Annotated in this window: 22 protein-coding genes; 12 read left to right on the top strand and 10 right to left on the bottom strand. The window is 65.4% G+C overall.

Annotated elements, in window-relative coordinates; all coding sequences use genetic code 11:
- The first annotated feature begins 21 nt into the window (after positions 1 to 21).
- The 3 genes from ACU0DV_RS26820 (at position 22) to ACU0DV_RS26810 (ending at position 1,589) form a co-directional block, all read left to right on the top strand.
- Positions 22 to 540: a thermonuclease family protein gene (locus tag ACU0DV_RS26820; RefSeq protein WP_446240979.1), complete on the top strand. Its 519-nt coding sequence runs from the start codon at positions 22 to 24 to the stop codon at positions 538 to 540.
- Positions 541 to 584: 44 nt separating this feature from the next.
- Positions 585 to 1,259, top strand: coding sequence for a thermonuclease family protein (locus tag ACU0DV_RS26815; protein WP_446240978.1), 675 nt, complete (start codon positions 585 to 587; stop codon positions 1,257 to 1,259).
- Between the two features lie 93 nt (positions 1,260 to 1,352).
- Complete coding sequence (locus ACU0DV_RS26810) at positions 1,353 to 1,589, top strand: YdcH family protein (protein ID WP_100929922.1); 237 nt, start codon at positions 1,353 to 1,355, stop codon at positions 1,587 to 1,589.
- Between the two features lie 55 nt (positions 1,590 to 1,644).
- Here the strand turns inward: ACU0DV_RS26810 and ACU0DV_RS26805 are convergent, their stop codons facing one another.
- A complete protein-coding gene (locus ACU0DV_RS26805; protein WP_100929923.1) occupies positions 1,645 to 2,157 on the bottom strand; it encodes a glutathione peroxidase in 513 nt (170 codons plus the stop codon).
- 188 nt (positions 2,158 to 2,345) lie between these two features.
- Between ACU0DV_RS26805 and ACU0DV_RS26800 the strand changes: the two genes are divergently transcribed.
- Positions 2,346 to 2,615 (top strand): DksA/TraR family C4-type zinc finger protein, encoded by a 270-nt coding sequence (locus ACU0DV_RS26800; RefSeq protein WP_446240977.1) that lies wholly within the window; start codon positions 2,346 to 2,348, stop codon positions 2,613 to 2,615.
- 6 nt (positions 2,616 to 2,621) lie between these two features.
- Here the strand turns inward: ACU0DV_RS26800 and ACU0DV_RS26795 are convergent, their stop codons facing one another.
- On the bottom strand, positions 2,622 to 3,065 hold the full coding sequence (locus tag ACU0DV_RS26795; protein ID WP_446240976.1) for a VOC family protein: 444 nt from the start codon (positions 3,063 to 3,065) through the stop codon (positions 2,622 to 2,624).
- Positions 3,062 to 4,885, bottom strand: a complete 1,824-nt coding sequence (locus ACU0DV_RS26790) for a M3 family oligoendopeptidase (protein ID WP_446240975.1) — start codon at positions 4,883 to 4,885, stop codon at positions 3,062 to 3,064. The genes ACU0DV_RS26795 and ACU0DV_RS26790 overlap by 4 nt, the downstream gene beginning before the upstream one ends.
- 193 nt (positions 4,886 to 5,078) lie before the next feature.
- Between ACU0DV_RS26790 and ACU0DV_RS26785 the strand changes: the two genes are divergently transcribed.
- The gene (locus ACU0DV_RS26785) at positions 5,079 to 6,098 is read left to right on the top strand and encodes a hypothetical protein (RefSeq protein ID WP_446240974.1); all 1,020 of its coding nucleotides are present in this window, start codon (positions 5,079 to 5,081) and stop codon (positions 6,096 to 6,098) included.
- 51 nt (positions 6,099 to 6,149) lie between these two features.
- On the opposite strand, the gene ACU0DV_RS26780 is transcribed toward ACU0DV_RS26785, so the two are convergent.
- The 5 genes from ACU0DV_RS26780 to ACU0DV_RS26760 form a co-directional block, all read right to left on the bottom strand.
- A complete protein-coding gene (locus tag ACU0DV_RS26780) occupies positions 6,150 to 7,049 on the bottom strand; it encodes a hypothetical protein (protein ID WP_370312442.1) in 900 nt (299 codons plus the stop codon).
- Positions 7,050 to 7,183: 134 nt separating this feature from the next.
- Positions 7,184 to 8,773: an ATP-dependent DNA ligase gene (locus tag ACU0DV_RS26775; RefSeq protein ID WP_446240973.1), complete on the bottom strand. Its 1,590-nt coding sequence runs from the start codon at positions 8,771 to 8,773 to the stop codon at positions 7,184 to 7,186.
- On the bottom strand, positions 8,770 to 9,777 hold the full coding sequence (locus ACU0DV_RS26770; RefSeq protein ID WP_446240972.1) for a ligase-associated DNA damage response exonuclease: 1,008 nt from the start codon (positions 9,775 to 9,777) through the stop codon (positions 8,770 to 8,772). The genes ACU0DV_RS26775 and ACU0DV_RS26770 overlap by 4 nt, the downstream gene beginning before the upstream one ends.
- Before the next feature lie 188 nt (positions 9,778 to 9,965).
- Positions 9,966 to 10,928, bottom strand: coding sequence for an alpha/beta fold hydrolase (locus tag ACU0DV_RS26765; protein WP_446240971.1), 963 nt, complete (start codon positions 10,926 to 10,928; stop codon positions 9,966 to 9,968).
- Complete coding sequence (locus ACU0DV_RS26760; protein ID WP_446240970.1) at positions 10,928 to 11,218, bottom strand: SCP2 sterol-binding domain-containing protein; 291 nt, start codon at positions 11,216 to 11,218, stop codon at positions 10,928 to 10,930. Before ACU0DV_RS26760 ends, ACU0DV_RS26765 begins: the two co-directional genes overlap by 1 nt.
- Positions 11,219 to 11,309: 91 nt before the next feature.
- Between ACU0DV_RS26760 and ACU0DV_RS26755 the strand changes: the two genes are divergently transcribed.
- From ACU0DV_RS26755 to ACU0DV_RS26735, 5 genes are all read left to right on the top strand, one after another.
- Entirely contained in the window at positions 11,310 to 11,861 is a 552-nt protein-coding gene (locus ACU0DV_RS26755) for a tetratricopeptide repeat protein (RefSeq protein WP_446240969.1), read from the top strand.
- A gap of 24 nt (positions 11,862 to 11,885) precedes the next feature.
- Positions 11,886 to 14,879 (top strand): helicase-related protein, encoded by a 2,994-nt coding sequence (locus tag ACU0DV_RS26750; protein WP_446240968.1) that lies wholly within the window; start codon positions 11,886 to 11,888, stop codon positions 14,877 to 14,879.
- Between the two features lies 1 nt (position 14,880).
- Positions 14,881 to 15,261: an RNA-binding S4 domain-containing protein gene (locus tag ACU0DV_RS26745; protein WP_100929935.1), complete on the top strand. Its 381-nt coding sequence runs from the start codon at positions 14,881 to 14,883 to the stop codon at positions 15,259 to 15,261.
- A gap of 52 nt (positions 15,262 to 15,313) precedes the next feature.
- Positions 15,314 to 15,652, top strand: a complete 339-nt coding sequence (fdxA, locus tag ACU0DV_RS26740) for a ferredoxin FdxA (RefSeq protein WP_100929936.1) — start codon at positions 15,314 to 15,316, stop codon at positions 15,650 to 15,652.
- Between the two features lie 367 nt (positions 15,653 to 16,019).
- Positions 16,020 to 16,526: a CarD family transcriptional regulator gene (locus ACU0DV_RS26735; RefSeq protein ID WP_100929937.1), complete on the top strand. Its 507-nt coding sequence runs from the start codon at positions 16,020 to 16,022 to the stop codon at positions 16,524 to 16,526.
- A gap of 94 nt (positions 16,527 to 16,620) precedes the next feature.
- Here the strand turns inward: ACU0DV_RS26735 and ACU0DV_RS26730 are convergent, their stop codons facing one another.
- A complete protein-coding gene (locus ACU0DV_RS26730; protein ID WP_370312436.1) occupies positions 16,621 to 18,519 on the bottom strand; it encodes a cation:proton antiporter domain-containing protein in 1,899 nt (632 codons plus the stop codon).
- A 143-nt stretch (positions 18,520 to 18,662) separates the two neighbouring features.
- On the bottom strand, positions 18,663 to 19,583 hold the full coding sequence (locus ACU0DV_RS26725; protein WP_446240967.1) for a T6SS effector phospholipase Tle3 domain-containing protein: 921 nt from the start codon (positions 19,581 to 19,583) through the stop codon (positions 18,663 to 18,665).
- Between the two features lie 315 nt (positions 19,584 to 19,898).
- Here ACU0DV_RS26725 and ACU0DV_RS26720 point away from each other — a divergent pair, with 315 nt between their 5' ends.
- Positions 19,899 to 21,074 (top strand): aminotransferase class I/II-fold pyridoxal phosphate-dependent enzyme, encoded by a 1,176-nt coding sequence (locus ACU0DV_RS26720; RefSeq protein WP_100929940.1) that lies wholly within the window; start codon positions 19,899 to 19,901, stop codon positions 21,072 to 21,074.
- A 116-nt stretch (positions 21,075 to 21,190) separates the two neighbouring features.
- Complete coding sequence (folE2, locus tag ACU0DV_RS26715; RefSeq protein WP_100929941.1) at positions 21,191 to 22,291, top strand: GTP cyclohydrolase FolE2; 1,101 nt, start codon at positions 21,191 to 21,193, stop codon at positions 22,289 to 22,291.
- Positions 22,292 to 22,347: the final 56 nt, after the last annotated feature.

The following is a 22,347-nucleotide window of genomic DNA, read 5'->3' as shown; positions in this document are numbered from 1 at the left end:
CACGTTAATGCAATGTTAAGAATGCTGAAGATCATTGTCCCCGTAATGGCGCTTGCCTTGCCGGGGACCGTCCTTGCCGGAGACACGGTGGTGAGCGGGCCCGCGCGGGTTCTGGATGGCGCGCGGATCATGGTGGGCGATACTGTCGTTCGCCTGCGTGGCCTTGAGGGCGTGGGTGAGGATCTCTATTGCGGCGAGGGTTTCGCCTGCGGGCGGTGGGCCGTGGGAGAACTGAAAGCGCGCTATGATGGGCGTTTGCTGTCGTGTTTCGGGCATTTCGCGCAGGACGTGGCGGAATTCACGGCGTTTTGCCTCGACGGTCGAGATGACCTCGGCGCGGCGATCCTGCGCAGCGGTCTGGGCTTTGCGACGCTGGACGCGCCCGCGGAGTACCGCGATGCGAGCCACCGGGCGGTGCGTCTGAGGGTCGGACTGCGCGCCTTTGGCGGGGCCGTACCGATGCCGCGGGCAGAGGTGCCCACACCGGACATGAAGGCCAGATTCGGCAACAAATCAGGACCTTCGTTAATCACTCTTTAACACAGGTTATTGACTTGGCCGGCGCCGTTCCGATGTTTGCAGGCATGTTCAGACCGTTCCTCGCCGTCCTCTTGTGCCTTGCGATGCCTGCCCATGCGGAGGTCACCGGAAAGGTGCGCGTGATCGACGGCGACACCTTTGCGATCGGCGAGACGCGGGTCCGGCTTCATGGAATCGACACACCGGAAAGCACGCAGATGTGCGGCGCCCGGGGAGTCAGCCCGTGGCCCTGCGGGGCCTGGGTGTCCGACAAGGTCAGGTCGGTTTACGACGGCGCGGACGCGCGCTGCGCCGAGGTGGATATCGACCGCTATGGTCGCGTCGTGGCGAAGTGTTTCGTCGGTGGCGAAGATGTCGGGCAGCACCTCGTGGCGGAGGGGCTGGCGCTGGCCTATGCCAAGTACTCGCAGGATTACCTGCCCGACGAATCCTCGGCGCGCGATGCGGGGCGCGGCTTGCATGGCATGGCCTTCGAGCGCCCGGCCCGTTTCCGGGAGGTGCAACGCGACGCCCGTGCAAAGACCGCGGCCTTGGGGCAGGAGGTGCCGGAGGGCTGCCGGATCAAGGGCAACATCAGCAGTTCGGGCGGGACGATGATCTATCACGTCCCCGGCCAGCGCGACTATGACGCGACCGTCATCAGTGAGGCGCGCGGGGAGCGGTGGTTCTGTTCTGAGGACGAGGCGCGCAAGGCCGGGTGGCGACGCGCCATGCGTTGAGCCCGAAAAACATGCAGACTTGATGCGCATCAAGGTCGGTGGGGCGTGGCGGCTCTAGTGTCTGTTCGGACGCAAGAGACATAGGAGACGCAAATGTCCCATACGCCCCACGAGCTTTCCGAAGAATTCCCGGAATTCGCCGAGAAGCTGCATGAACTGAAGTCCAGCGATGCGCATTTCGCCCGTCTGGCAGAGCAGTACCACGACGTGAACCGCCGCGTGCATCGCGCGGCCACCAACGTGGAACCGATGGAACAACTGGCCGAAGACCAGCTCCGCAAGGAGCGGGCCATTCTGAAGGACGAGATCTACGCCCTCCTTCGGGACTGATCTGTCTTCAGACGCCCAAAATCATGCAGTGGGTGCCCCGGTGGGGCACCCTTTGTTATTTCAGGTAGGGCTGGATCGCGGAGGTGATCGGTTTCGACAGCGGCTTGGCCGTCGACCCGAAGGTGGCAACCACTGCCCCATCGGGACCGATGAGCACCTTGTTGAAGTTCCACGACGGCTCGAACCCGCTCTGCTGGCGGACCCACTGGTAGAACGGGTGTGCATCCGCGCCGCGCACATGGGTGATGTCGGTCATCGGCAGGGTCAGTCCGAAGTTCACGGCACAGAAATCCGCCACCGCTTCGGCGGTTGCCAGTTCCTGGCGGAAGTCGTCGGAGGGCACGGCGAGGACGACAAGGCCGTCTTCCTTGTGCCGGTCGTAGAGGGTCTGCAGGCCTTCGTATTGCGGGGTGAAGCCGCAGCGCGAGGCGGTGTTGACGACGAGGACCGGCTGGCCCTTCCAGTCGTCGAGGTCGAGCGTCCCGCCGTCGATGCTGTTGAAGGTGAAGCTGGCCGCCGCGAGCGGCGTTGCCAGCAGGCTCAGGAGGAGGGTGGCGGTGCGGATCATCGGGGCGCTCCTGCAGGTGCGGTTTCGTGAGAGATACGTGCGCCGGACCGATCCGGTTTCAAGTTTTCCTGTGAGCGCCCTGTGTCGTCGGGGCGTGAGAAGGCAACCGGCTTCGTGACGCTTGCGTTATATCGCCGAGACGTGCTGCAATTGTCGTCTCAGGGCCGAAACCCGGACGGAGGTGCACGATGGCGGGCGGATGGAGCCGCGATGGCGCGGAAAACGAGCAGATGGAAGCGACGATCCAGGAAGAGCTGGAGCGCATGAAACTGCGGCGCGCCCCGGTCGGCGAGAGCCTGAAGGAATGCGCGGAGTGCGGTGAGGAAATCCCCGAGAAGCGGCGCGTGGCCCTTCCGGGTGTGAAGCTGTGCGTGGACTGTGCGGCGGAGCGCCAAGGGCGCGACGTCAAGCGCGCGGGCATCAATCGCCGCGGGTCCAAGGATTCGCAGCTGAAGTGACGGCATTCAGCCGGTCCCGACCTCTATGAACGGTGCGGATCGGGATGTGATCCGCTCGTCCACCTTTATCTCGATATTGTTGCCGTCGGGGTCCAGCAGAAAGGCGGCGTAGTAGCCCGGGTGATAGTCCCGGAGACCGGGCGCCCCGTTGTCGAGACCACCGGCGGAAACCCCTTGTGCGTGCGCTGCCTGAACCTCCGCACGGTTTTTGGCCTGCAGGCACAGGTGCAGGCCCCTTCTGACCGGACCACCCTGACGGGCAGGGCCGATGTAGAGTTCGTCGATGTCGAGGCCGTCGGGACCTTCGTGGACGTGAGCCGACAGCCCCAGTGCCGCGAAGAGCGCCATGTAGAAGCGCCGCGAGGCGGGATAGTCCGCGACCCGCAGCGCAACGTGGTCGAGGACGCGCCCGAGTGTGTAACCGCCCCCGGGCGCGTCCTCGCCGCTCATTCTTCCATGGCTTCCAGTTCGTCGATGAAGCCTTCGATCATCGACAGGCCCTTGTCCCAGAACGCCGGGTCCGTGGCGTCGAGGCCGAAGGGTGCCAGAAGTTCCTTGTGGTGCTTCGATCCGCCGGCTTTCAGCATGTCGAAGTACTTGTCCTGGAAGCCTTCCGGCTGCTCCTCGTAAGCGGCGTAGAGTGCGTTCACGAGGCCGTCGCCGAAGGCATAGGCATAGACGTAGAAGGGCGAGTGCACGAAGTGCGGGATATAGGCCCAGAAGGTCTCGTAGCCTTCCATGAAGTCGAAGGCCTCGCCCAGCGATTCCGCCTGAACCGACATCCAGAGCGCGTTGATGTCGTCCGGGGTCAGTTCGCCGCCGCGACGGGCCTCGTGCAGCTTGCACTCGAAGTCGTAGAAGGCGATCTGGCGCACGACCGTGTTGATCATGTCCTCGACCTTGCCGGCCAAGAGGACCTTGCGTTCCTTCTGATCCTTGGCGTTTTCCAGCATCTTGCGGAAGGTCAGCATCTCGCCGAACACCGACGCCGTTTCGGCCAGCGTCAGCGGGGTGGAGGCCAGCATCTCGCCTTGGTCAGCTGCCAGAACCTGGTGCACACCGTGACCCAGTTCGTGCGCTAGCGTCATCACGTCGCGCGGCTTGCCGAGGTAGTTCAGCAGCACGTAGGGGTGCGCGTCCGTCACGGTGGGGTGGGCGAAGGCGCCGGGGGCCTTACCGGGTTTCACCGCCGCGTCGATCCAGCCCTTTTCGAAGAAGGGGGTCGCGATCTCGCCCATGCGGGGGTCGAAGGCGGTGTAGGCGTCCATAACCATGCTGCGCGCCTCGGGCCATTTGACGATGCGGTCGGTTTCCATCGGCAGCGGCGCGTTGCGGTCCCAGACCTCCATGCGGTCCAGGCCCAGCCACTTGCGTTTCAGTTCGTAGTAGCGGTGGCTGAGGCGGGGGTAGGCGGCGACCACAGCATTGCGCAGGGCCTCGACAACCTCCGGCTCGACATCGTTGGACAGGTGACGGCCGGTCTGGGCGGTGGGCATCCCGCGCCAGCGGTCCATGACCTCCTTCTCCTTGGTCTGCGTGTTGTGGACACGGGCGAAGGTCCTGATGTTGGCGCCGAAGACGCGGGCCAGTTCGCGGGCCGCGGCCTCGCGCTTGGAGCGGTCCTGATCGGTCAGGTGGTTCAGGGTCGCCTCGATATTCTGCTCTTCACCGTCGATGGTGAAGGTGAGCCCGGCGATGGTCTCGTTGAACAGACGTTCCCATGCGTCGCCGACCACACCCATGTCGTGCAGGAATTTCTCCATCTCGTCCGACAGCTGGTAGGGCTTCATCGCGCGGATGCGGCGGATGGCGGGCTTGTAGCGCGCGAGGTCCGCGTTTTCGGCGTAGCGGCTGTCGAAGAAGTCATCTTCCAGCCGGTTCAGTTCCAGCGTGAAGAACACCAGCGGCGTCGTGTAGACGGTGATCTTTTCCTGCATGTCGGACAGGAACTTGGCGCGCTCCGGGTCGACGGTCATCTGGTAGTAACGCAGGCCGGCGAAGGACATGATCCGCCCGGCGATGGCCTCGATCCTTTCGTGCCGGTGGATCGCGTCGAGGAACCCCTTCGCGTCCAGCGAGGCCAGCTTGCCCTCGTAGTCGGTGGCGAAGCTGCGGCAGGCGTCCTCCAGCCAGTCGAGATCGCGTTTCAATTCCGGCGCGTCGGGGGCGGGGTAGAGATCGGTCAGGTCCCACTCTGGCAGCGGGCCCAGGTCCTTGCCGCCTGCACTGGCATTGGCATCGAAGACGGGACGGGGGGCGGTCATGCGCATAGGGGTACCTCTGTTTGCCATTTGAGCAAGACATAGGTGCCGCATCACGGGGAAGGCAAGGCGAGGTGCCGGATATTTGGGCGAGGGGCATAGCCGAAAGGATTGGAGACGCGCGGCAGGATCGCCCTAAACTGAAAAGGGACACCCGGGGAATCAAACCGGGGCACGCGACATTCATGGGAGGAATTTCAGCATGTCTAACAAACACGTGGTCTTTGGCGCAGGTGGCGTCATCATCGGTCTTCTGGCAGGCGTCGCCGTGGGCGGGGCGGTGAGCGAAAGCAGGATGGCAGAGGCGATCGGTCAGTCGCTGACCCCGGCACAGGAAGCCTCCGCCGAGGCGGCCACCAGCACCCAGGAAGCCCTGGCACGGCTGGAGGAACGGCTTGGCACGCTGGAGCAGGCGGTGAACGACAGCAAGGTCGACCCCGACGCGCTGACAGAGGGCGTGCGCGCCTCGACCGAGGGCATGTCGGCGAAGCTGGACGAGATGCAGACGGCGCTGAGCACGAAGATCTCTGACACGGCGAAAAGCCAGACGGAGGCGATGAAGACCGCGCTGGCCGACATCTCGAGCGGGATCGAGGAAAGCGCGCGCATCGCGGCCTCTGCGGTCGCCTCCGCAGGCGGCGGTGGCGGTTCGGGATCGGGCGAGGATGCCTCCTCCGAGGCGATGAGCGCCAGCGAGACCGCGGAACTGAGCGAGGCCATGGGCGTGGGCCAGACCGCGATTTTCGCGGACGGCGCGCTGCGGGTGTTCGTTTCCAGGCTGGATGCGCAGAGCGGGTCGGCCCGGCTGTCGATCAACGGGGAGCCATCGATGCTGGGTGCCGGCGGTACGACAGAGGCCAGCGTCGGAGAGCAGACCTGCGCAGTTTCGGTCATGGCGCTGACGGATGAGGGCGTGACGCTGGGCTCGGACTGCAAGGGCGCGGCGCAGGAAGAGGCGGAGCAGCAGGCGGCGGCAAGCGAGGCGCCCGAGAATGGCATGAAACCCGGCAACGTCGTCAGCCTTGCCGATGGGGCGGTACGTGTCTTCCTGTCGTCCGTGGACGATGAGAACGGCATGGCGCGGATCGCTGTCAACGGCGTCAGCACCCAGAGCGTGGCCGTGGGCGACAGTGTCGATGTAACCTCCGGCGACCAGAACTGCACCGTCACAGTGACGGGCATCGGTCAGGGCCAGGCGGCGTTCGAGGCCACCTGCGGCTGAACGGATCCGGCGCGTCCCTCCGGGGCGCGCCGCGTCTGCGACCTTAGGGTCTCAGAACTTCAGGCTGTAGGTGGCGTGCAGCCCGGGGTGGAGCGCCCCGTCTGTGGCCGCAATCGTGACCTTGCCGAACTCCCTGAAGCTGTAGTCGACGGCGAGCCCGTAGGCATCGTCGGTCGCATCTTCGGTGAACTCGCCCATGGCCTCCATCCCGATCCGGTCGGCAAGCGGCACGCGCATGTGCCACGCCACCGCGTCGGGCCGTTCGTTGGCCTCAGGATGCAGGTACGCCAGCCCGACTTCGCCCCGGTCGAACAGGTAGGTGCCGCCGAACTTGGAGCTTGTGGCGATATGGTCGTTTTCGCCGGTCCAGACGCTTTCGACGGCGGCCATCAGCCGGTAGCTGTCCCCGTTCCACGTCAACGCCGCGGAGGCGGAGCGGAAGTCGCCTTTCGACGCGTCGTGGAGGGAAACGATCCAGTCGAAACCGCCGGCGCTGCCCTCGGCGGACAGGCCCCACGGGACCGCCGTGCGCCGCATCGCCTCGACCGTGTTGTAGGCGCGGGTGTACTCGGCCCGGCTGTAGGCGAGGAAGGGCGCCGTGTCCTCGAAGACCGACGGGAGCACGGCGTCATAGGCCGGGCGCAGCGCCCCCAGCTTGTACCGCCCGTCCCAGGCGAAGGCGGCGTAAGTCTCGTGCGGGCGCTTGCCGTCGAGCGAGAACAGGTAGGTGCCGAATTCGAAGGTCAGTGGCGCGCGGGACGTCAGCGGCACGCCAAAGGTCACATCCGCAAAGCCGATCCCCGGCCCGGGCTTCATGTCCGTCGTGCCGATGGACAGCGTCCCGTGGTAGCTGAATCCACCGAGCGAGGACGTTTGTTCAGGCTCTGCCGCCTGTGTGGCCAGCGGAGCGGCCAGGGAAAGGGCGACCAAGGGCCCGAGGAATCGCTGCATCATGAGCCCCTGAGTGAGACGAGGAATAAAAGCCACGAGTGGATGGCATAGGGAAGGTCGCCGCATGCCTCCGGCCCCCGCATGTGGCCGGAACGGCACGATTTTTGCCGCTTGATGGGCGCCGCTCCGCCGGTTCAGCCGTAGGCGGACAGCATCTCCTGCAGGTCGCCCAGCGTGTTCGCCTCCGCCACCGGCTTGTCGCGCCGCCAGCGGGCCATGCGCGGAAACCGCAGGGCGATTCCGGACTTGTGGCGCGGACTGGCCTGGATGCCCTCGAAGGCGATTTCGAAGACGTGTTCGGGACGCACCTGCCGGACCGGGCCAAAGCGTTGCAGCGTGTTGCGGCGGACCCAGTGTGTGATCTCGTCGAACTCCTTGTCGGTCAGGCCGGAGTAGGCCTTGGTGAAAGGCACCAGTTCGTTGCCCTTCCAGACGGCAAAGGTGAAGTCGGTGAACAGGTTGGCGCGCCGCCCGTGGCCTTGTTGGGCATAGATCATCACCGCGTCGACCGTCAGCGGGTCGAGCTTCCACTTCCACCAGTCGCCCTTCTTGCGCCCGGAAAGGTAAGGGGCGTTCAGCCGCTTCAGCATTAGCCCTTCGGAGCGGTGTTCGCGTGACGTGCTGCGGGTCTGCGCCAGTGTGTCCCAGTTGTCGAAGGGCAGGGCCGGCGACAGGCGGACGGGCGCGTCAGGGGGCAGGTCCGCCAGCAGGCCGTTCAGCCGTGCGCGCCGTTCCGACAGCGGCAGGTCGCGGATGTCGCAGCCCTCGTGCTCCAGCAGATCATAGGCCAGAAGCGTGACCGGCGCGTCCTTCAGGAGCTTCTTCGACACGGTCTTGCGCGTGATGCGGGGTTGCAGCGTGGCAAACGGCAGCGGGCCATCGCGCCACGCAAGAATCTCGCCGTCGAAGACACAGCCGTCACGCAGGAAGTCTGCCGCCCGCGCGAACTCAGGGAACCGGTCGGTCAGCAGCTCCTCGCCCCGCGACCAGAGGTGGTGCTGCCCGTCGCGCAGGATCAGCTGGCCGCGTATGCCGTCCCATTTCCACTCTGCCTGCCAATCCTCCGGCGGCCCTAACGCCTCGGGCGGGTCCTCCAGTTGGTAGGCCAGGTAGAACGGATAGGGGCGCGAGGCATCGGCGGCGGGGTCGTCGCGTTCGACAAGATCGTGGAAGGTCGTGGTGTCCGGCGTCCAGCTTCCCATCAGCTTGAGCGCCAGCGCCGCCTCGTCCTGCCCGGTGGCCTGGGCGAGGGCGCGGGTCATCAGCTTGCGGCTGACGCCAAGCCTGAAGCCCCCGGTCAGTAACTTGGTGAACAGGAAGCGCTGCGGCGTATCGAGCTGGTCCCAGGCGGCGACGATCTTCGGCTTGCGCTCTTCAAGCGGAAGACGGTTAAGGTCCCGCAACGCATTGATCCAATGGCTCAACGAGTAATCGCTGTCCCGCTCCGGGGGCGGCAGGACCAGCGCGATGGTTTCCGCCAGATCGCCGACGATGGGATAACTCTCCTCGAACAGCCAAAGCGGGATGCCGGCGCGCTCTGCCGCAAGGCCGCGCAGTTCCGTGGCATTGACCGCGCGCTTGGGGCGGCGGCCGGAAAACAGCGCGATGCACCACAGCTTGTCCTCGTCCGGTGCGTGCCGGAAGTAATCCGCCAAGGCTTCTGTTTTCACGGATGTTTTCGTGGTCTGGTCGAGGGCGGTGAACAGCCGGGTGAAGCGTTTCATGCCGCAGACTCCGCATCGTCCGCCTCGCCGCCGAACTCGGTCGGGACGACATGGGCGTCATAGCCTTGCTCGCTCAGCCAGCGTGCGAAGATCTCGGTGTAACCATGTGTCGCAAATACGGTTTCCGCGCCGGTGGCCTTGATCGCCTCCTGTAGGCCCGGCCAGTCGGCGTGATCGGAAAGCACAAATCCGCGGTCCATGGCGCGTCGGCGGCGGATGCCCCGCAGCCGCATCCAGCCGGAGGCAAACCCCGTGGATGCATTCCGGAAACGCCGCACCCATTGCCCGCCAAGCGCCGAGGGCGGGGCGATCACCAGCGGGGTCTTCAACGCCTTCAGGTCGAGGTCCGGCGTGACATGCGTGGTGTCGGGCAGGCTATATCCCTGGCCGCGCAACACCTCGTTCGTCGCCTCCACCGCGCCATGCGTCAGGATCGGCCCGATCGGATCGAGAAGCGACAGGAGCCGCTGCGCCTTCCCCAGCGAATAGGCGCCCAGCAGCGCCGTCTTGCCCTCGTCCGCGCAGGCCTGCCACCACGCGTTGATTTCCTTGGCGACCTCCGCCTGCGGTGCCCAGGTGAACACCGGCAGGCCGAAGGTGCACTCGGTGATGAAGGCGTGGCAGCGGACAGGCTCGAAGGGCTCGCAGAAGCCGTCGTCCGTGGTCTTGTAGTCGCCGGACGCCACCCAGACCTGGCCCGCCACTTCGACCCGAACCTGAGCCGAGCCGGGCAGATGGCCTGCAGGGTGGAAGGACACGGTGGCATCCCCGATGCGCCGCGCCTCGCCGTAGCGGATCCCCTCCGCGCTGATCTCACCCAGGCGGTGGCGCATGACCGGCAGCGCGGCCTCGGTGGCCAGGTACGATCCATGCCCCGGGCGCGCATGATCCGCATGGCCGTGCGTGATCAGCGCACGCGCCACCGGACGCCACGGGTCAATGAAGAAATCCCCGGCAGGGCAGTAGATCCCGCGGTCGGTGAAGGTGAGGACAGGCCCGGTCATGCCGCAGATCTAAACCGCCGCAAACCCGAAGCCAGTATCGCAGGCCAGTTCGCCGCAACGGCGCCCGCCTTCAGTGGCTGCCCTTCATCTTGGCGGAAATACCTCGGGGTGCGGGGCAGGGCCCCGTTGCGCGGCCGCAGGCCGCGTGGATCGTCGCGCGCCAGCGCGGCGAAACCGCTTCAGGGAACTCAGGCGGTGAGGGCCTGTGCCTCGCCGGCGCTGTCGAACAGCGCGACGATCTCCGACACCACGCGCTCGCGGGTGGAGGGCACTTCCATCATGATCTCGTGCTCGCCCGCGGGCACCATGTCCAGCCGTCCGCCGGGCCAGTTGGCCATGCGGGTGCGGATGCGGTCCACGTCGACGATGCGTTCGTTCGATCCGCAGAAGCAGATGCAGGGAAGTTGCGGCGAGGGGCGGCGCGCAAGCGAGCGCGTCTCCGCCAGCGCCTCGTGCAGCCAGTGCAGGGAGGGGCCCCCCAGTTGCAGCTCCGGATGGGCCAGCACCTGGCGGCGCATGTAGTCCCACATGTCCGGGTCGCGTGTCAGGAGGTTGTCCTCGAACTCGGCCGAGGCGACGTAGCTGTCGGCCCCCGTGCCCGGCGCGTAGACGTGGCCCAGACCCACGGACTTCGACACCCGGCTGATCGCCCAGGCGGCGGGCCGGACCGGGTTGGCGATGCGGATGCCCCACATCGGGCCGGTGAACACGGCAGAGGCCACCGGCAGCCCGTCCATCACCGACCGCAGGCCGATGCAGCCGCCCATGGAATGGGCGATCAGGTGCAGCGGACGCGGCAGGTCAAGCACCTTGGCAATGGCCTTCATCGCCGCGACGTCGTGCTGGTAGTCCTCGAACAGGCCGACGTGGCCGGTGCGCGGGTCTTCCAGCATCCGGTCGGCCAGCCCCTGTCCGCGCCAGTCGATGGCCAGCGTGTGATACCCGGCCTCGGCAAGGGCCGCGGCGGTGCGGCCGTATTTCTCGACGTATTCGGTCCGCCCCGGAAAGAGCAGGACAGTCCCCCGCGTTCCCTGCGACGGGAAATGCGCGATACGCAACCGCAGCAGATCCGGCGCCTCGACCCAGAAGGCACGGGAGCCTTCGGGACCTTCGGACAGATCTGCGTAGAAAGGCGCGGGGGTCAGAGACATCAGGCAAGCACTCCGGCAAGGCGCATTGCAGCCGACATGTCGCCATCGACCGCGAGCTTGCCGCCCATGAATGCAGCAGTCGGGTTAAGGTCGCCTGAAAGAATGGCCTCGAACGTGTCGCGGTCGGCGGTCAGGGTGACATCGGTCGCATCGTCGCCCTCGCGGACGGTGTCGCCCTCGATGATCACGCTGCCTTCGCCCTCGATGACGAATTTCGCAGAGCCGTCGAAGGACTCGCCGGCCATCTTTTCCTGCAGGGCGGCCACCGCCTTGGTCACAACTTCGCTCATAAGAGACTCCTTGGTGCTTTCTCTCTAAATCGTGCGCTTCAAATTCGGCGCACGGGCGCTACACTCATGGCAGGTTATGAGCACGGGTGACATGGAATTCAAAAATACCGTCACGGCAATTCTTGCCACAGTCATGATTTCCGTACCATTCGCGGTATCGGCGGATGAGCGCCTTGACGAGCTCATGTCGGAGCTTCAGGGCGCGGACTCAGAGACCGCGGCGCAGCGGCTGGAAAACCAGATCATCACGGAGTGGTCGAAGACCGGCTCCCCGGCGATGGACCTGCTGCTGAAGCGGGGCCGGGACGCGCTTGAGGTCGAGGATCTCGATGCGGCGCTCGAACATTTCCGGGCGCTGACAGATCACGCGCCGGAGTTCGCCGAAGGCTGGCACGGGCTGGCGCTGGCCTACTTCGAGGAAGAGCGGCTGGGCGAATCGATGGACGCGCTGGAGCGCGTGCTGGCGCTCAACCCCGACCACTTCGGCGCGCTGCGCGGTGTGGGCGCGATCCACGAACAGGTTGGCCATGAGGCGCTTGCCTATCGGGCCTATGAGCGGGTACTTGAGCTCAGGCCGCATGACGAGGACGTGGAAAACGCGCTCGAGCGGCTGGAAAGCAAGGTAAAGGGTGTGTCTCTGTAATCAGGGACGGACCGAGTGGGGCGCATGGCGCAGAGAGCACGGATCGCGGCCGTTCTAGGCCCGACCAACACGGGCAAGACCCACTACGCCATCGAGCGTATGCTGGCATACAGGACTGGTGTCATCGGTTTGCCGCTGCGTCTGCTGGCCCGCGAAGTCTATGACAGGATCGTGGCGGTGCGCGGCCCTTCGGTGGTGGCGCTTGTCACCGGCGAGGAACGCATCGTGCCGCCGCGCGCCCAGTACTGGGTGTGCACGGTCGAGGCGATGCCCGAAGGCATGGGCGCCGACCTTGTCGCCATCGACGAGATCCAGCTTTGTGCCGATCCGGAGAGGGGCCATGTTTTCACCGACCGGCTGCTGCGGATGCGCGGCACGCATGAAACCCTGTTCCTCGGCTCCGACACCATGCGCGGGCCGATTGGTCAGCTTGTTCCGGGCGTGGAGTTCGTCCGGCGCGAGCGCATGTCGCAGCTTGTCTACACCGGGTCGAAGAAGATCAGCCGCCTGCAGCCGCGCACGGCCATTGTCGGTTTCTCCGTCGACAACGTCTATGCCATCGCCGAGCTGCTGAAGCGGCAGAAGGGCGGCGCGGCCGTGGTCATGGGCGCTTTGTCGCCGCGGACGCGGAACGCGCAGGTCGATCTCTACCAGAATCGCGAGGTCGATTATCTGGTGGCCACCGATGCCATCGGTATGGGGCTGAACCTCGACATCGACCACGTTGCGTTTTCCTCCACGACGAAGTTCGACGGGCGGCGCATGCGGCCCCTGATGCCCAACGAACTGGCACAGATCGCCGGCCGGGCCGGGCGCGGCATGTCCGACGGCACCTTCGGCGTCACCGGAGAGGCCTCGCCCTTGCCCGAAGAGGTGGTCGAGGCGATCTGCAACCACTCCTTCACGCCGCTGAAGAAGCTGCAGTGGCGCAGCGCGGCATTGAACTTCGCCTCCATCGAGGCGCTGGAACATTCGCTGGAGGTCTCGCCCGACCATCCGATGCTGTCGAAGGCGCGCGAAGCCGACGACCTGCGCGCCCTGCGCGGGCTCGCGTCCGAGGCAGAGGTGCGCGCCCGGGCGTCCAGTGTCGAGTCGGTGCGGCTGTTGTGGGATGTCTGCCGCGTGCCCGACTTCCGCGGGATCAGTGCAGCGGAACATGCCGGGCTGCTGGGCGTTATCTTCGGACACCTGCACGAACGCGGGCAGGTGCCGGACGATTTCATGGCGCGGCAGGTGGCACGTATTGACCGGACGGATGGCGACATTGACACATTGTCGAAACGACTGGCGTATATCCGCACATGGACCTATGTGGCGCAGCGACGTGGGTGGACGCGTGACGAAGAGCATTGGCGCGGGGCCACTCGCGCTGTAGAAGATCGACTGTCGGACGCTCTGCACGAGCGCCTGACTCAGAGATTTGTAGATCGGCGGACCAGTGTTCTGCTTCGCCGGTTGAAACAGAAGGAGGCCCTCTTGGCCGATGTGAACGATCAGGGTGAGGTGACCGTCGAAGGTCACGTGGTTGGCAAGCTTGAGGGGTTCCGGTTCCGCCAGGACAAGGACGCGCAGGGCCAGGAGGCGAAGACCCTCCGACAGGCGAGCCTGCAGGCGCTGACCCCGCATTTTCACCTGCGCGCCGACCGCTTCTACAATGCGCCCGACACGGAGATCGACTTTACCGAGCAGGGCGGCCTCATGTGGGGCGACCAGGCGGTGGGCAAGCTTGCCAAGGGCGACAGCCCCCTGAAGCCGCGGGTCGTTGCCTTCGTCGATGAAGAGGCGGGGCCGGACGTGGCCTCCAAGGTGGAGCGTCGTCTCCAGCACTTCATGGACCGCAAGATCGCCGCGCTGTTCGAGCCGCTGCTGAAGATGGAAGGTGACGAGACCCTGACCGGTCTGGCGCGCGGTTTTGCCTTCCGGCTGGTCGAGGCGATGGGCGTCATACCCCGCGCAGACGTGGCCGATGAGGTCAAGTCGCTGGATCAGGACGCGCGCGGGTCGCTGCGCAAGCACGGTGTGCGGTTCGGCCAGTTCACCATCTTCATGCCGCTTCTGCTGAAGCCCGCACCGACGCGCCTGCGCCTCGTGCTGTGGTCGCTGTCGAACGGGCTGGACGAATTCCCCGAGGCGCCGCCGCCCGGACTGGTGACCGTTCCGAACATCGATGACGTTCCGGCGCAGCACTACGCGCTGGCGGGCTACCGCAAGGCCGGGGCCCGGGCGATCCGGATCGACATGCTCGAACGTCTGGCCGACATGCTCCGCAGCGAGGATTCGCGCAGCGGGTTCGAGGCGAAGGCCGACATGCTGTCGATCACCGGCATGACGCTGGAGCAGTTCGCCGACCTGATGCAGGGCCTGGGCTACCGCGCCGAGAAGGGCGAACGCAGCAAGGTCAAGCCGGTCGATACGGTGCTGGAGCCGGAAACCGGCGAGCAGGTCGAAGGCGACGCGACCCACCTTCCGGAAGATACGCCGGTGATGGACGTGGCCGCCGAGACTCCGCCGACGCTCGAGCCCGGTGCGGACGAAGCGCCCCAGCCCGCCGATGTGGCCGAACCTGTTGCCCAGCTCGAGGACGAGGGCGAGGCCCCGGTCTCTGCCGAGCCTGCGGAACACACGGACGACGCCAGCAACGAGAACGCCGTTCCCGAGACACCGGAAGAGGAGATCCTGCCGGGCGAAGTGCCGGACGCCGCTGTGGCCGGTGCCGAGACGGAAGTGTTCTACACCTTCACCTGGGGCGGCAATCGCGGCAACCAGCAGCGTCGGGGCGGCGGCAAGCCGCGCCGCGACGCGCAGGGCACCGGCGGTGGCCGTCGCGACGAGCGTGGCGGTGGCGACAAGCCCCGCGGCAAGGGACCCAAGGGCAAAGGCGGTCCGAAGGGCAAGGGCGGGCCGAAAGGCGACCGCGGCCCGAAGACTTTCGAATCGCGCCCGCCCCGCAAGGAAAAGCCCATCGACCCGGACAACCCGTTTGCTGCGGCTCTGATGGGACTGAAGGGCAAGGACTGAGTTGTCGGAGGCTCCGCAGTCGAAGATCCGCATCGACAAGTGGCTTTGGCATGCGCGCTTTTTCAAGACACGCTCGTTGGCGGCCAAAGTGGTCGCCAGCGGGGTACGCGTGAACGGACATCCGATCGCCAAACCGGCGTTCGGCGTTGCCTCGGGCGACGTCCTGACCTTCGCGCAGGGCAAGGATGTCAGGGTCATCCGTGTGGTGGCACATGGCGTGCGGCGCGGCCCGGCGCCTGAGGCCCGCGAACTCTACGAAGACCTCGATCCGCCCGCACCGCGTGAACGCGACCCTTCTGCACCCGTGATCGAACACGGCGGACGCCCCACCAAGAAGGACCGGCGGCAGTACGAAAAGTCGAGGTCCTCTGCGCTTGAATGATCCGCACCGCTGGATTAGTCAGACCGGAAACCTGCCCGAGTGAGGATCGCTCATGACCTACGTCGTCATCGACAATTGTATCGCCTGCAAATACACCGACTGCGTCGAGGTTTGCCCGGTGGATTGTTTCTACGAGGGCGAGAACATGCTGGTCATCCATCCTGACGAGTGCATCGACTGCGGCGTCTGCGAACCGGAATGCCCCGCTGACGCCATCCGCCCGGACACCGAGCCAGACATGGAGAAATGGGTCGAGTTCAACCGCAAGTACTCCGAGGAATGGCCCGTCATCATCACCAAGAAGGACCCGCTGCCAGGCGCCGAAGAGCGCGACGGCGAGACCGACAAGGTGAACAAGTACTTCTCGGAGAAACCGGGCGAGGGGGGCTGACCCTCTTCCTTACCCGCGCCTGACCCGGTGCCGAGTACCCGCCGACCATCGTTCGCGGGGCCGACCGGGTGAGTCGGCGATTCGGCGGGTTTCTTCTGCATGACCTGTGCCAAGAGGGACAACGCATTGATTTGATGCGTTATTCCCCGGCGAGGCAGGATGCTAGGAGCCCGACCGATTTTATGTTATAAATCTGGTCTACGTGATGACATCTTGCGCAGGGCTCAATGCCTGAACTGCCTCTGGGGGCCTGATAACCGACGATACGACCAAGTGAACGGGAATCGCAACGATTGCCGCGCACTTTTTGTGTCTCTGCTGTCTCTGCCCTGCGCTTTCCGTGTCGGTGCTGCGAGGAACGAAATATATGACCAAAGCGAAAAAATCCGAATTCCGTCCTAACGACTACGTGGTCTACCCGGCGCACGGCGTCGGACAGATCGTGTCGATCGAGGAGCAGGAGATCGCCGGCATCAGCCTCGAGCTCTTCGTGATCTCCTTCGAGAAGGACAAGATGACCCTGCGCGTTCCCACGCACAAGGCATCGGAAGTCGGTATGCGGTCGCTCAGCTCCCCTGACGTGGTGAGCGAGGCGATGAAGACGCTGAAGGGCAAGGCCAAGGTGAAGCGGGCGATGTGGTCGCGCCGCGCACAGGAGTACGAGCAGAAGATCAACTCGGGCGACCTGATAGCGATTGCCGAAGTGGTGCGCGACCTGCACCGCGCCGACGACCAGCGCGAACAGTCCTATTCCGAGCGTCAGCTGTACGAAGCGGCGCTGGAGCGTCTGACCCGCGAAGTCGCGGCCGTGACCGGCGACGAAGCTGCGGCTGCCAAGCAGGTGGACGAGGTCCTGGGCCTGCGCGCCGCGTAACGGCTTGTCTGAAACGAATTGAAAAAGGCGCCCCGTTGTGGGGCGCCTTTTTCTTTGTCCGTGCGTGGCTAGCGGCCCTTCAGCCGTGCCGTCGTTATGCCACGTCCTTCTTCCCGCGTTCGTCCAGCGCGGTGAAGAGGGCGGTCTCCAGTTCCTTCTCCAGCTCCTTGGCGCGGGCGATATAGGGCTCGTTTTCGGAAGCCGGGACGGCGGGATTCCACAATTTCGCCAGTTCGCGGACCGTGTGGCGGTCGTGGTGGTAGAAGGTCTCCTCGGCGATGGCGGCCTCGTATTCGCTCATCCCAATGTTCTCCAGCACGTAGCGGCCAGCGCGCAGCGAACTGTCGAACATCTCGCGCACGATGTCGTCGGCCCCGGCCTGGTAGAGGGCGTAGACGTGGTTGCGGTCGCGGGCGCGGGCAACGATGTGCAGGTCGGGCCGGATGCGCCGGGCATAGGCCACCAGCTTGGTCGTTGCCTTGTGGTCGTCCAGCGCCGCCACCAAAACCCGCGCCGACCCCAGCCCCGCAGCGTGCAGCAGTTCGGGCCGCGTGGGGTCGCCGAAGAAGCCCTTGAACCCGAAGCGGCGCATCAGTTGGATGGTCTGCATGTCGTGATCGAGCACCACTGTCCGGTAACCCGAGCTTTGCACCAGCCGGTTCACGACCTGCCCGAAGCGGCCGATGCCGGCGATGATGACCGGGCCTTCCTCGTCGATCTCGTCCGCCTCGGCTGTCTCGGCGTTCTCCTGGAATTTGCGTGCGAGGTGGTCGAAAAGCAGGAACAGGAGCGGCGTGATCATCATCGACAGGGCGACGACCAAAAGCAGCCGGTCCGCCAGCGGCTCCGGGAAGACGTTGAGTTGCAGCGCGAAGGACACGAGGACAAAACCGAATTCGCCCGCCTGCGCCAGCCCAAGCGTGAACAGCCAAAGCCCGCGGCGGCCCAGTCCGAAGGCCCGTCCGAGGCCGTAGAGGACGGCGCCCTTGATGAAGATGACCGCCACGGCGAGGCCGACGACAAGGAACGGCTCTGCCGCAAGGCGCTCCACATCGATGCCCGCGCCGACGGTGATGAAGAACAGACCAAGCAGCAGGCCCTTGAACGGCTCGATGCTCGATTCCAGTTCGTGCCGGAATTCGGAGTTCGCCAGCACCACGCCCGCAAGGAAAGTGCCAAGCGCCGGGGAGAGGCCGATAAGTGTCATCAGGAAGGCGATGCCGATGACGATCAGCAGGGCGACGGCAGTGTACATCTCCTGCAGGCGCGCGGAGTGGATGAACCGGAAGAGCGGGCGGGCGCCGTAGATGCCCGCCAGGATGATGACCGCGATGATCCCCAGCGTGACCAGCGCGGCCTGCCAGCCTTCCAGGCCGTCAACCAGCGACATGGCCGCGCCGTGGCCGTCACCGGCGTGCTCGGTAGCTTGTTCCGCGTCGGTGGCGCGGCGGATGCTGCCATCGGGGTTGATCGCGACGGAGGGCATGACCGCCAGCAGGGGCAGGGCGATCAGCATCGGGATCACCGCGATGTCCTGCGTCAACAGAACGGAAAACGCAGAGCGCCCGCCATTGGTCTGCATCAGGCCCTTTTCCGACAGCGTCTGCAGCACGATGGCAGTCGAGGACAGCGCCAGCGTCATGCCGACGGCAAGCGACGTCTGCCATGCCAGATCCATCGCGATTGCGCCCAGCATGATGGCCGTGGTGGTCAGTACGATCTGCAGCCCGCCGAGGCCGATCAGCCGGTGCCGCATGTCCCAGAGCGCCCGGGGTTCCAGTTCCAGACCGATGAGGAACAGCATCAAGACGACGCCGAACTCCCCGAAATGACGGAGGTCGTCGGTATTCGCCACAAGGCCAAGGCCCGGCCCGATCACGATCCCGGCCAGCAGGTATCCAAGGACCGAGCCAAGGCCCAGTCGGGCGGCGATGGGCACCGCGATCACCGCGGCGGCGAGGAAGACTGAGGCCTGAAAAAGGAATTCGTACACTTGGGCTGGGGCTCCTTGCTGTCCGCATCATGATGCGTGGCCTTGGCGGTCAAACGCAACATGCGGATCGATGCAAAGTTACCTTCCGGGCAAATTGTTCAGCGGTAAATGGCCGTATCTTGAAATACGGGCGATGCGAAAGGTCATTCGGCGGGCAGGCCAAGCGGCGTGCGCAGGGGCAGGCGTGGCAGGATGCGCGACCAGCGGGGCGTTCCCGCCTCCGGCAGGAGCGCGCGCAGGCGGCCAAGCGGAAGGGCGTTCGACAGGAACGCGGTATAGAGCGGGAAGACCCCGGCGCGCAGGTAGGGCGACCAGTGACAGACCAGCCGCTGCGGTTCGGCGATTGGAAAGCCCGCGTCGCGCAGGGCCTCAAGGCTGGCGGCGTCGTCCAGTTGCAGCGTCACGAGGTTGGGCAGGGCGGGGTTGCCGTGGCCCAGCATCCTGTCGTTCGGCTTGTCCGGTGCCACCAGCCGTTCCATCAGGAAATCGTACAGGTCGTTCTCGCGGCTGGTGACGTTCAGCACCTGCGTTGCCCGCCCCGACGCGCCGGTCAGGGCATCTTGGGCAACTCCGGCGTATTCCGCTGCGGCCAGAAGGACGGCCCGGGTGATCGCGCCGGGCCTGCCGGATGCGATGGCGGTCAGGGCAACCCGCGCGCCCAGCGAATGCGCCACAAGGTTCACGGGTCGCGCCGGTGCGTGCCGCCGTATCTCGGCCAGAAGGTGCGCCAGGGCTTCTCCAGCCACCGCGGCCTCTGCGTGGGCGTCCCAGATCGTGCCCCGTGCATTCCATCCGAAGGAGATGCCGAGACCCTCGCCCTGCTGCCCGCGCAGGCCCAGATGGCGCGGCCAGCCGATCACGCGGGGATCGGTGACCGAAGGGGCGCGGGCAAAGATCGTGTCGTGCGGGCAGTGTCGGGGGTGGCCGGGCAGGTACTTGTAGCCGTGTACCATGACGGTCACCGGGCCGGGGTCCTCTGCCAGCGCCCGGCGCAGGGTCGGGGACAGCGGCGCCGTGGCGCCATGCAGGCGCGCTTTGCCGTCCGTCACAGTGATGCGTAGCATTGGCATGGCAGCGTCCCACTACATCTTGTGGATGACCCGTACGCCCAGCCTGCGAAACATTGATGAAAGCGCGGTGACCGCTGTGTGACGCTCTTGAAATGTGTCCTTAAGGTCTCTATGCGTGCCCGCGTGGCGATTTGTTACCGGATTGCGGGCCACGGCGGGCATCACGTATGTCGGGCAGGAGTGTGAGGCGTTGCGTTTCGGCACTTCGGGCACGATAGACCAGACCCGTCAGAAGCCGCTAAAGAGGTCAGCCGAAAGCCCCCTTTCGCTTGGCCGAAACGGGGCTTTTTTGTTGGAAGGATCAACAACATGGAACGCAGCAAACGCACCCGGCTGGTGCATGGCGGCACGAAACGCAGCCAGTGGGGCGAAATGTCGGAAGCGGTCTTCCTGACGCAGGGATTCGTCTACGAGACGGCAGAGGCCGCCGAGGCCCGTTTCGTCAAGGCGGGCGACGACGAGTTCATCTATGCCCGCTACGGCAACCCGACCATGCGCATGTTCGAGGAGCGCCTGTCCGGCTACCTCGGGTTCGAGGATGGATTCGCCTGCGCGTCGGGCATGGCGGCGGTGAACGGGGCGCTGATGGCGCTGACCAAGTCCGGAGACCACGTTGTGGCCTCGCGCGCGCTGTTCGGGTCGTGCCTTTACGTGCTGGAGGACGTGCTGGCCCGCTTCGGCGTGGAGATCACCCTGATCGACGGCACGGACAACGCGGCCTGGGAGGCGGCGATTCGCGACGACACGCGGCTGGTCTTCCTCGAATCCATTTCCAACCCGACGCTGGAGGTGATCGACCTCGCGCATGTCTGCAAGGTCGCCCATGCGAAGGGCGCTCTGGTGCTTTGCGACGACGCCATGGCCACGCCGGTCTATTCGTATGCCCGGGCGTGCGGTGCCGACATCTCCATCGTGTCCACCACGAAGCACGTGGACGGGCAGGGGCGGATGCTGGGCGGCATGATCTGTGGCACGAAGGAACTGATCCGCGGGCCGATCGAAGCCTATATGAAGCACACCGGCGGCGCGATGAACCCGTTCACCGCCTGGACGCATCTCAAGGCGCTTGAGACGCTGGAACTGCGTGTCCGTGCGCAGTCGCAAGGCGCGCTGGAACTGGTCGAGGCGCTGAACGGTCACGAAAAACTGAATTACGTGCGGTATCCGACGCATGCGGCGCATCCGCAGCACGCACTGGCGCAGTCGCAGTCGGAGGCCGGCGGCACGGTCTTCTGCTTCGACATCAAGGGCGGCAAGGAGGCGTGCTTCCGCTTCCTCAACGCGCTCCAGACGGTTCTGATTTCCAACAATTTCGCGGACGCCAAGACCATCGCGACCCATCCCGCCACGACGACGCACCAGCGTCTGCCGCAGGAACAGAAGGACATTCTTGGCATCACGCCGGGTCTGGTGCGTCTGTCGGTGGGTCTGGAGGACACGCAGGACATCCTCGAAGACCTTCTTCAGGCGCTTGAGTCTGCATAAGGTCGCATTAAGAGTGAACCGGAGGGCGGAATGACACGTAGACTAGTCGATGTTGGATTTTCCGCCCCTCGGACTTAAGTTAGGCGGTGGAAGTAATGGGCGGGGGACAACCCTACATGAATGTACACACGCCGGAAATCGACCGGAAGCCGAGTCGCGAAGAGGCAGAGGCCGCACTTGCGGTCCTGCGTCAATGGACGGGCAAGGCTCATGACAGTGAGATCGACGCGCTCGATCCCGCTTTGAAAAGGCTTGCGCCGGATGCCGAGGTGGACGGTTATCCCGATCTGTCCCGCACCTTCCCGGAAGGCTTCGAGGTCGACGCGGACTACCGCGCTTCGCTGCCTGACCTGCAGAACGGCCCGTCTTCGCTGATCCGTGGAGCCAATCGTGTGATCCAGCACGTCGGCATCTCGAACTTCCGCCTGCCGATCCACTACCGCACACGCGACAACGGCGCGCTGATGCTGGAAACCTCGGTGACCGGGACCGTCAGCCTCGATGCCGACAAGAAGGGCATCAACATGAGCCGGATCATGCGCTCCTTCTATGCGCATGCGGAAAAGACCTTCAGCTTCGGCGTGATCGAGGCCGCGTTGGACGACTACAAGACCGATCTGGAAAGTTTCGACGCGCGCATCGACATGGCGTTCTCCTTCCCCGTGAAGGTAGAGAGCCTGCGGTCCGGGCTGTCGGGCTACCAGTATTACGACATCGCGCTGGAACTGGTCGAGACGGACGGCGTCCGCCGGAAGATCTTCCACCTGGACTATGTCTATTCGTCGACCTGCCCCTGTTCGCTGGAACTGTCGGAGCACGCACGTCGGGAGCGCGGGCAACTGGCGACCCCGCATTCGCAGCGGTCCGTGGCGCGTCTGTCGGTCGAGGTGAAGCCGGGCGACTGCCTGTGGTTCGAGGACCTGATCGACATGTGCCGACGCGCCGTGCCGACCGAGACGCAGGTCATGGTCAAGCGCGAGGACGAGCAGGCCTTTGCAGAGCTGAACGCCGCCAACCCGATCTTCGTCGAAGACGCGGCGCGGCTGTTCGCCGAGCAGTTGCTGGCAGATTCCCGTGTCGGTGATTTCCGCGTCGTCGCCAGCCACCAGGAAAGCCTGCACAGCCACGATGCGGTGTCGGTTCTGACTGAAGGCGACCTCTTCAAGGCAGAAAGCCTCGACCCGCGGCTGTTCTCCACGCTGTTCCACGTCGGCTGATCCGGTCCGAGAAGAAGAACAACGCGCCCGCCCCTGTGGCGGGCGTTTTCTTGCGC

The organism is Sagittula sp., assembly GCF_052825245.1.
The sequence above is the reverse complement of the archived record's forward strand: the minus strand, read 5'-3'. Positions and strand labels throughout refer to the sequence as shown.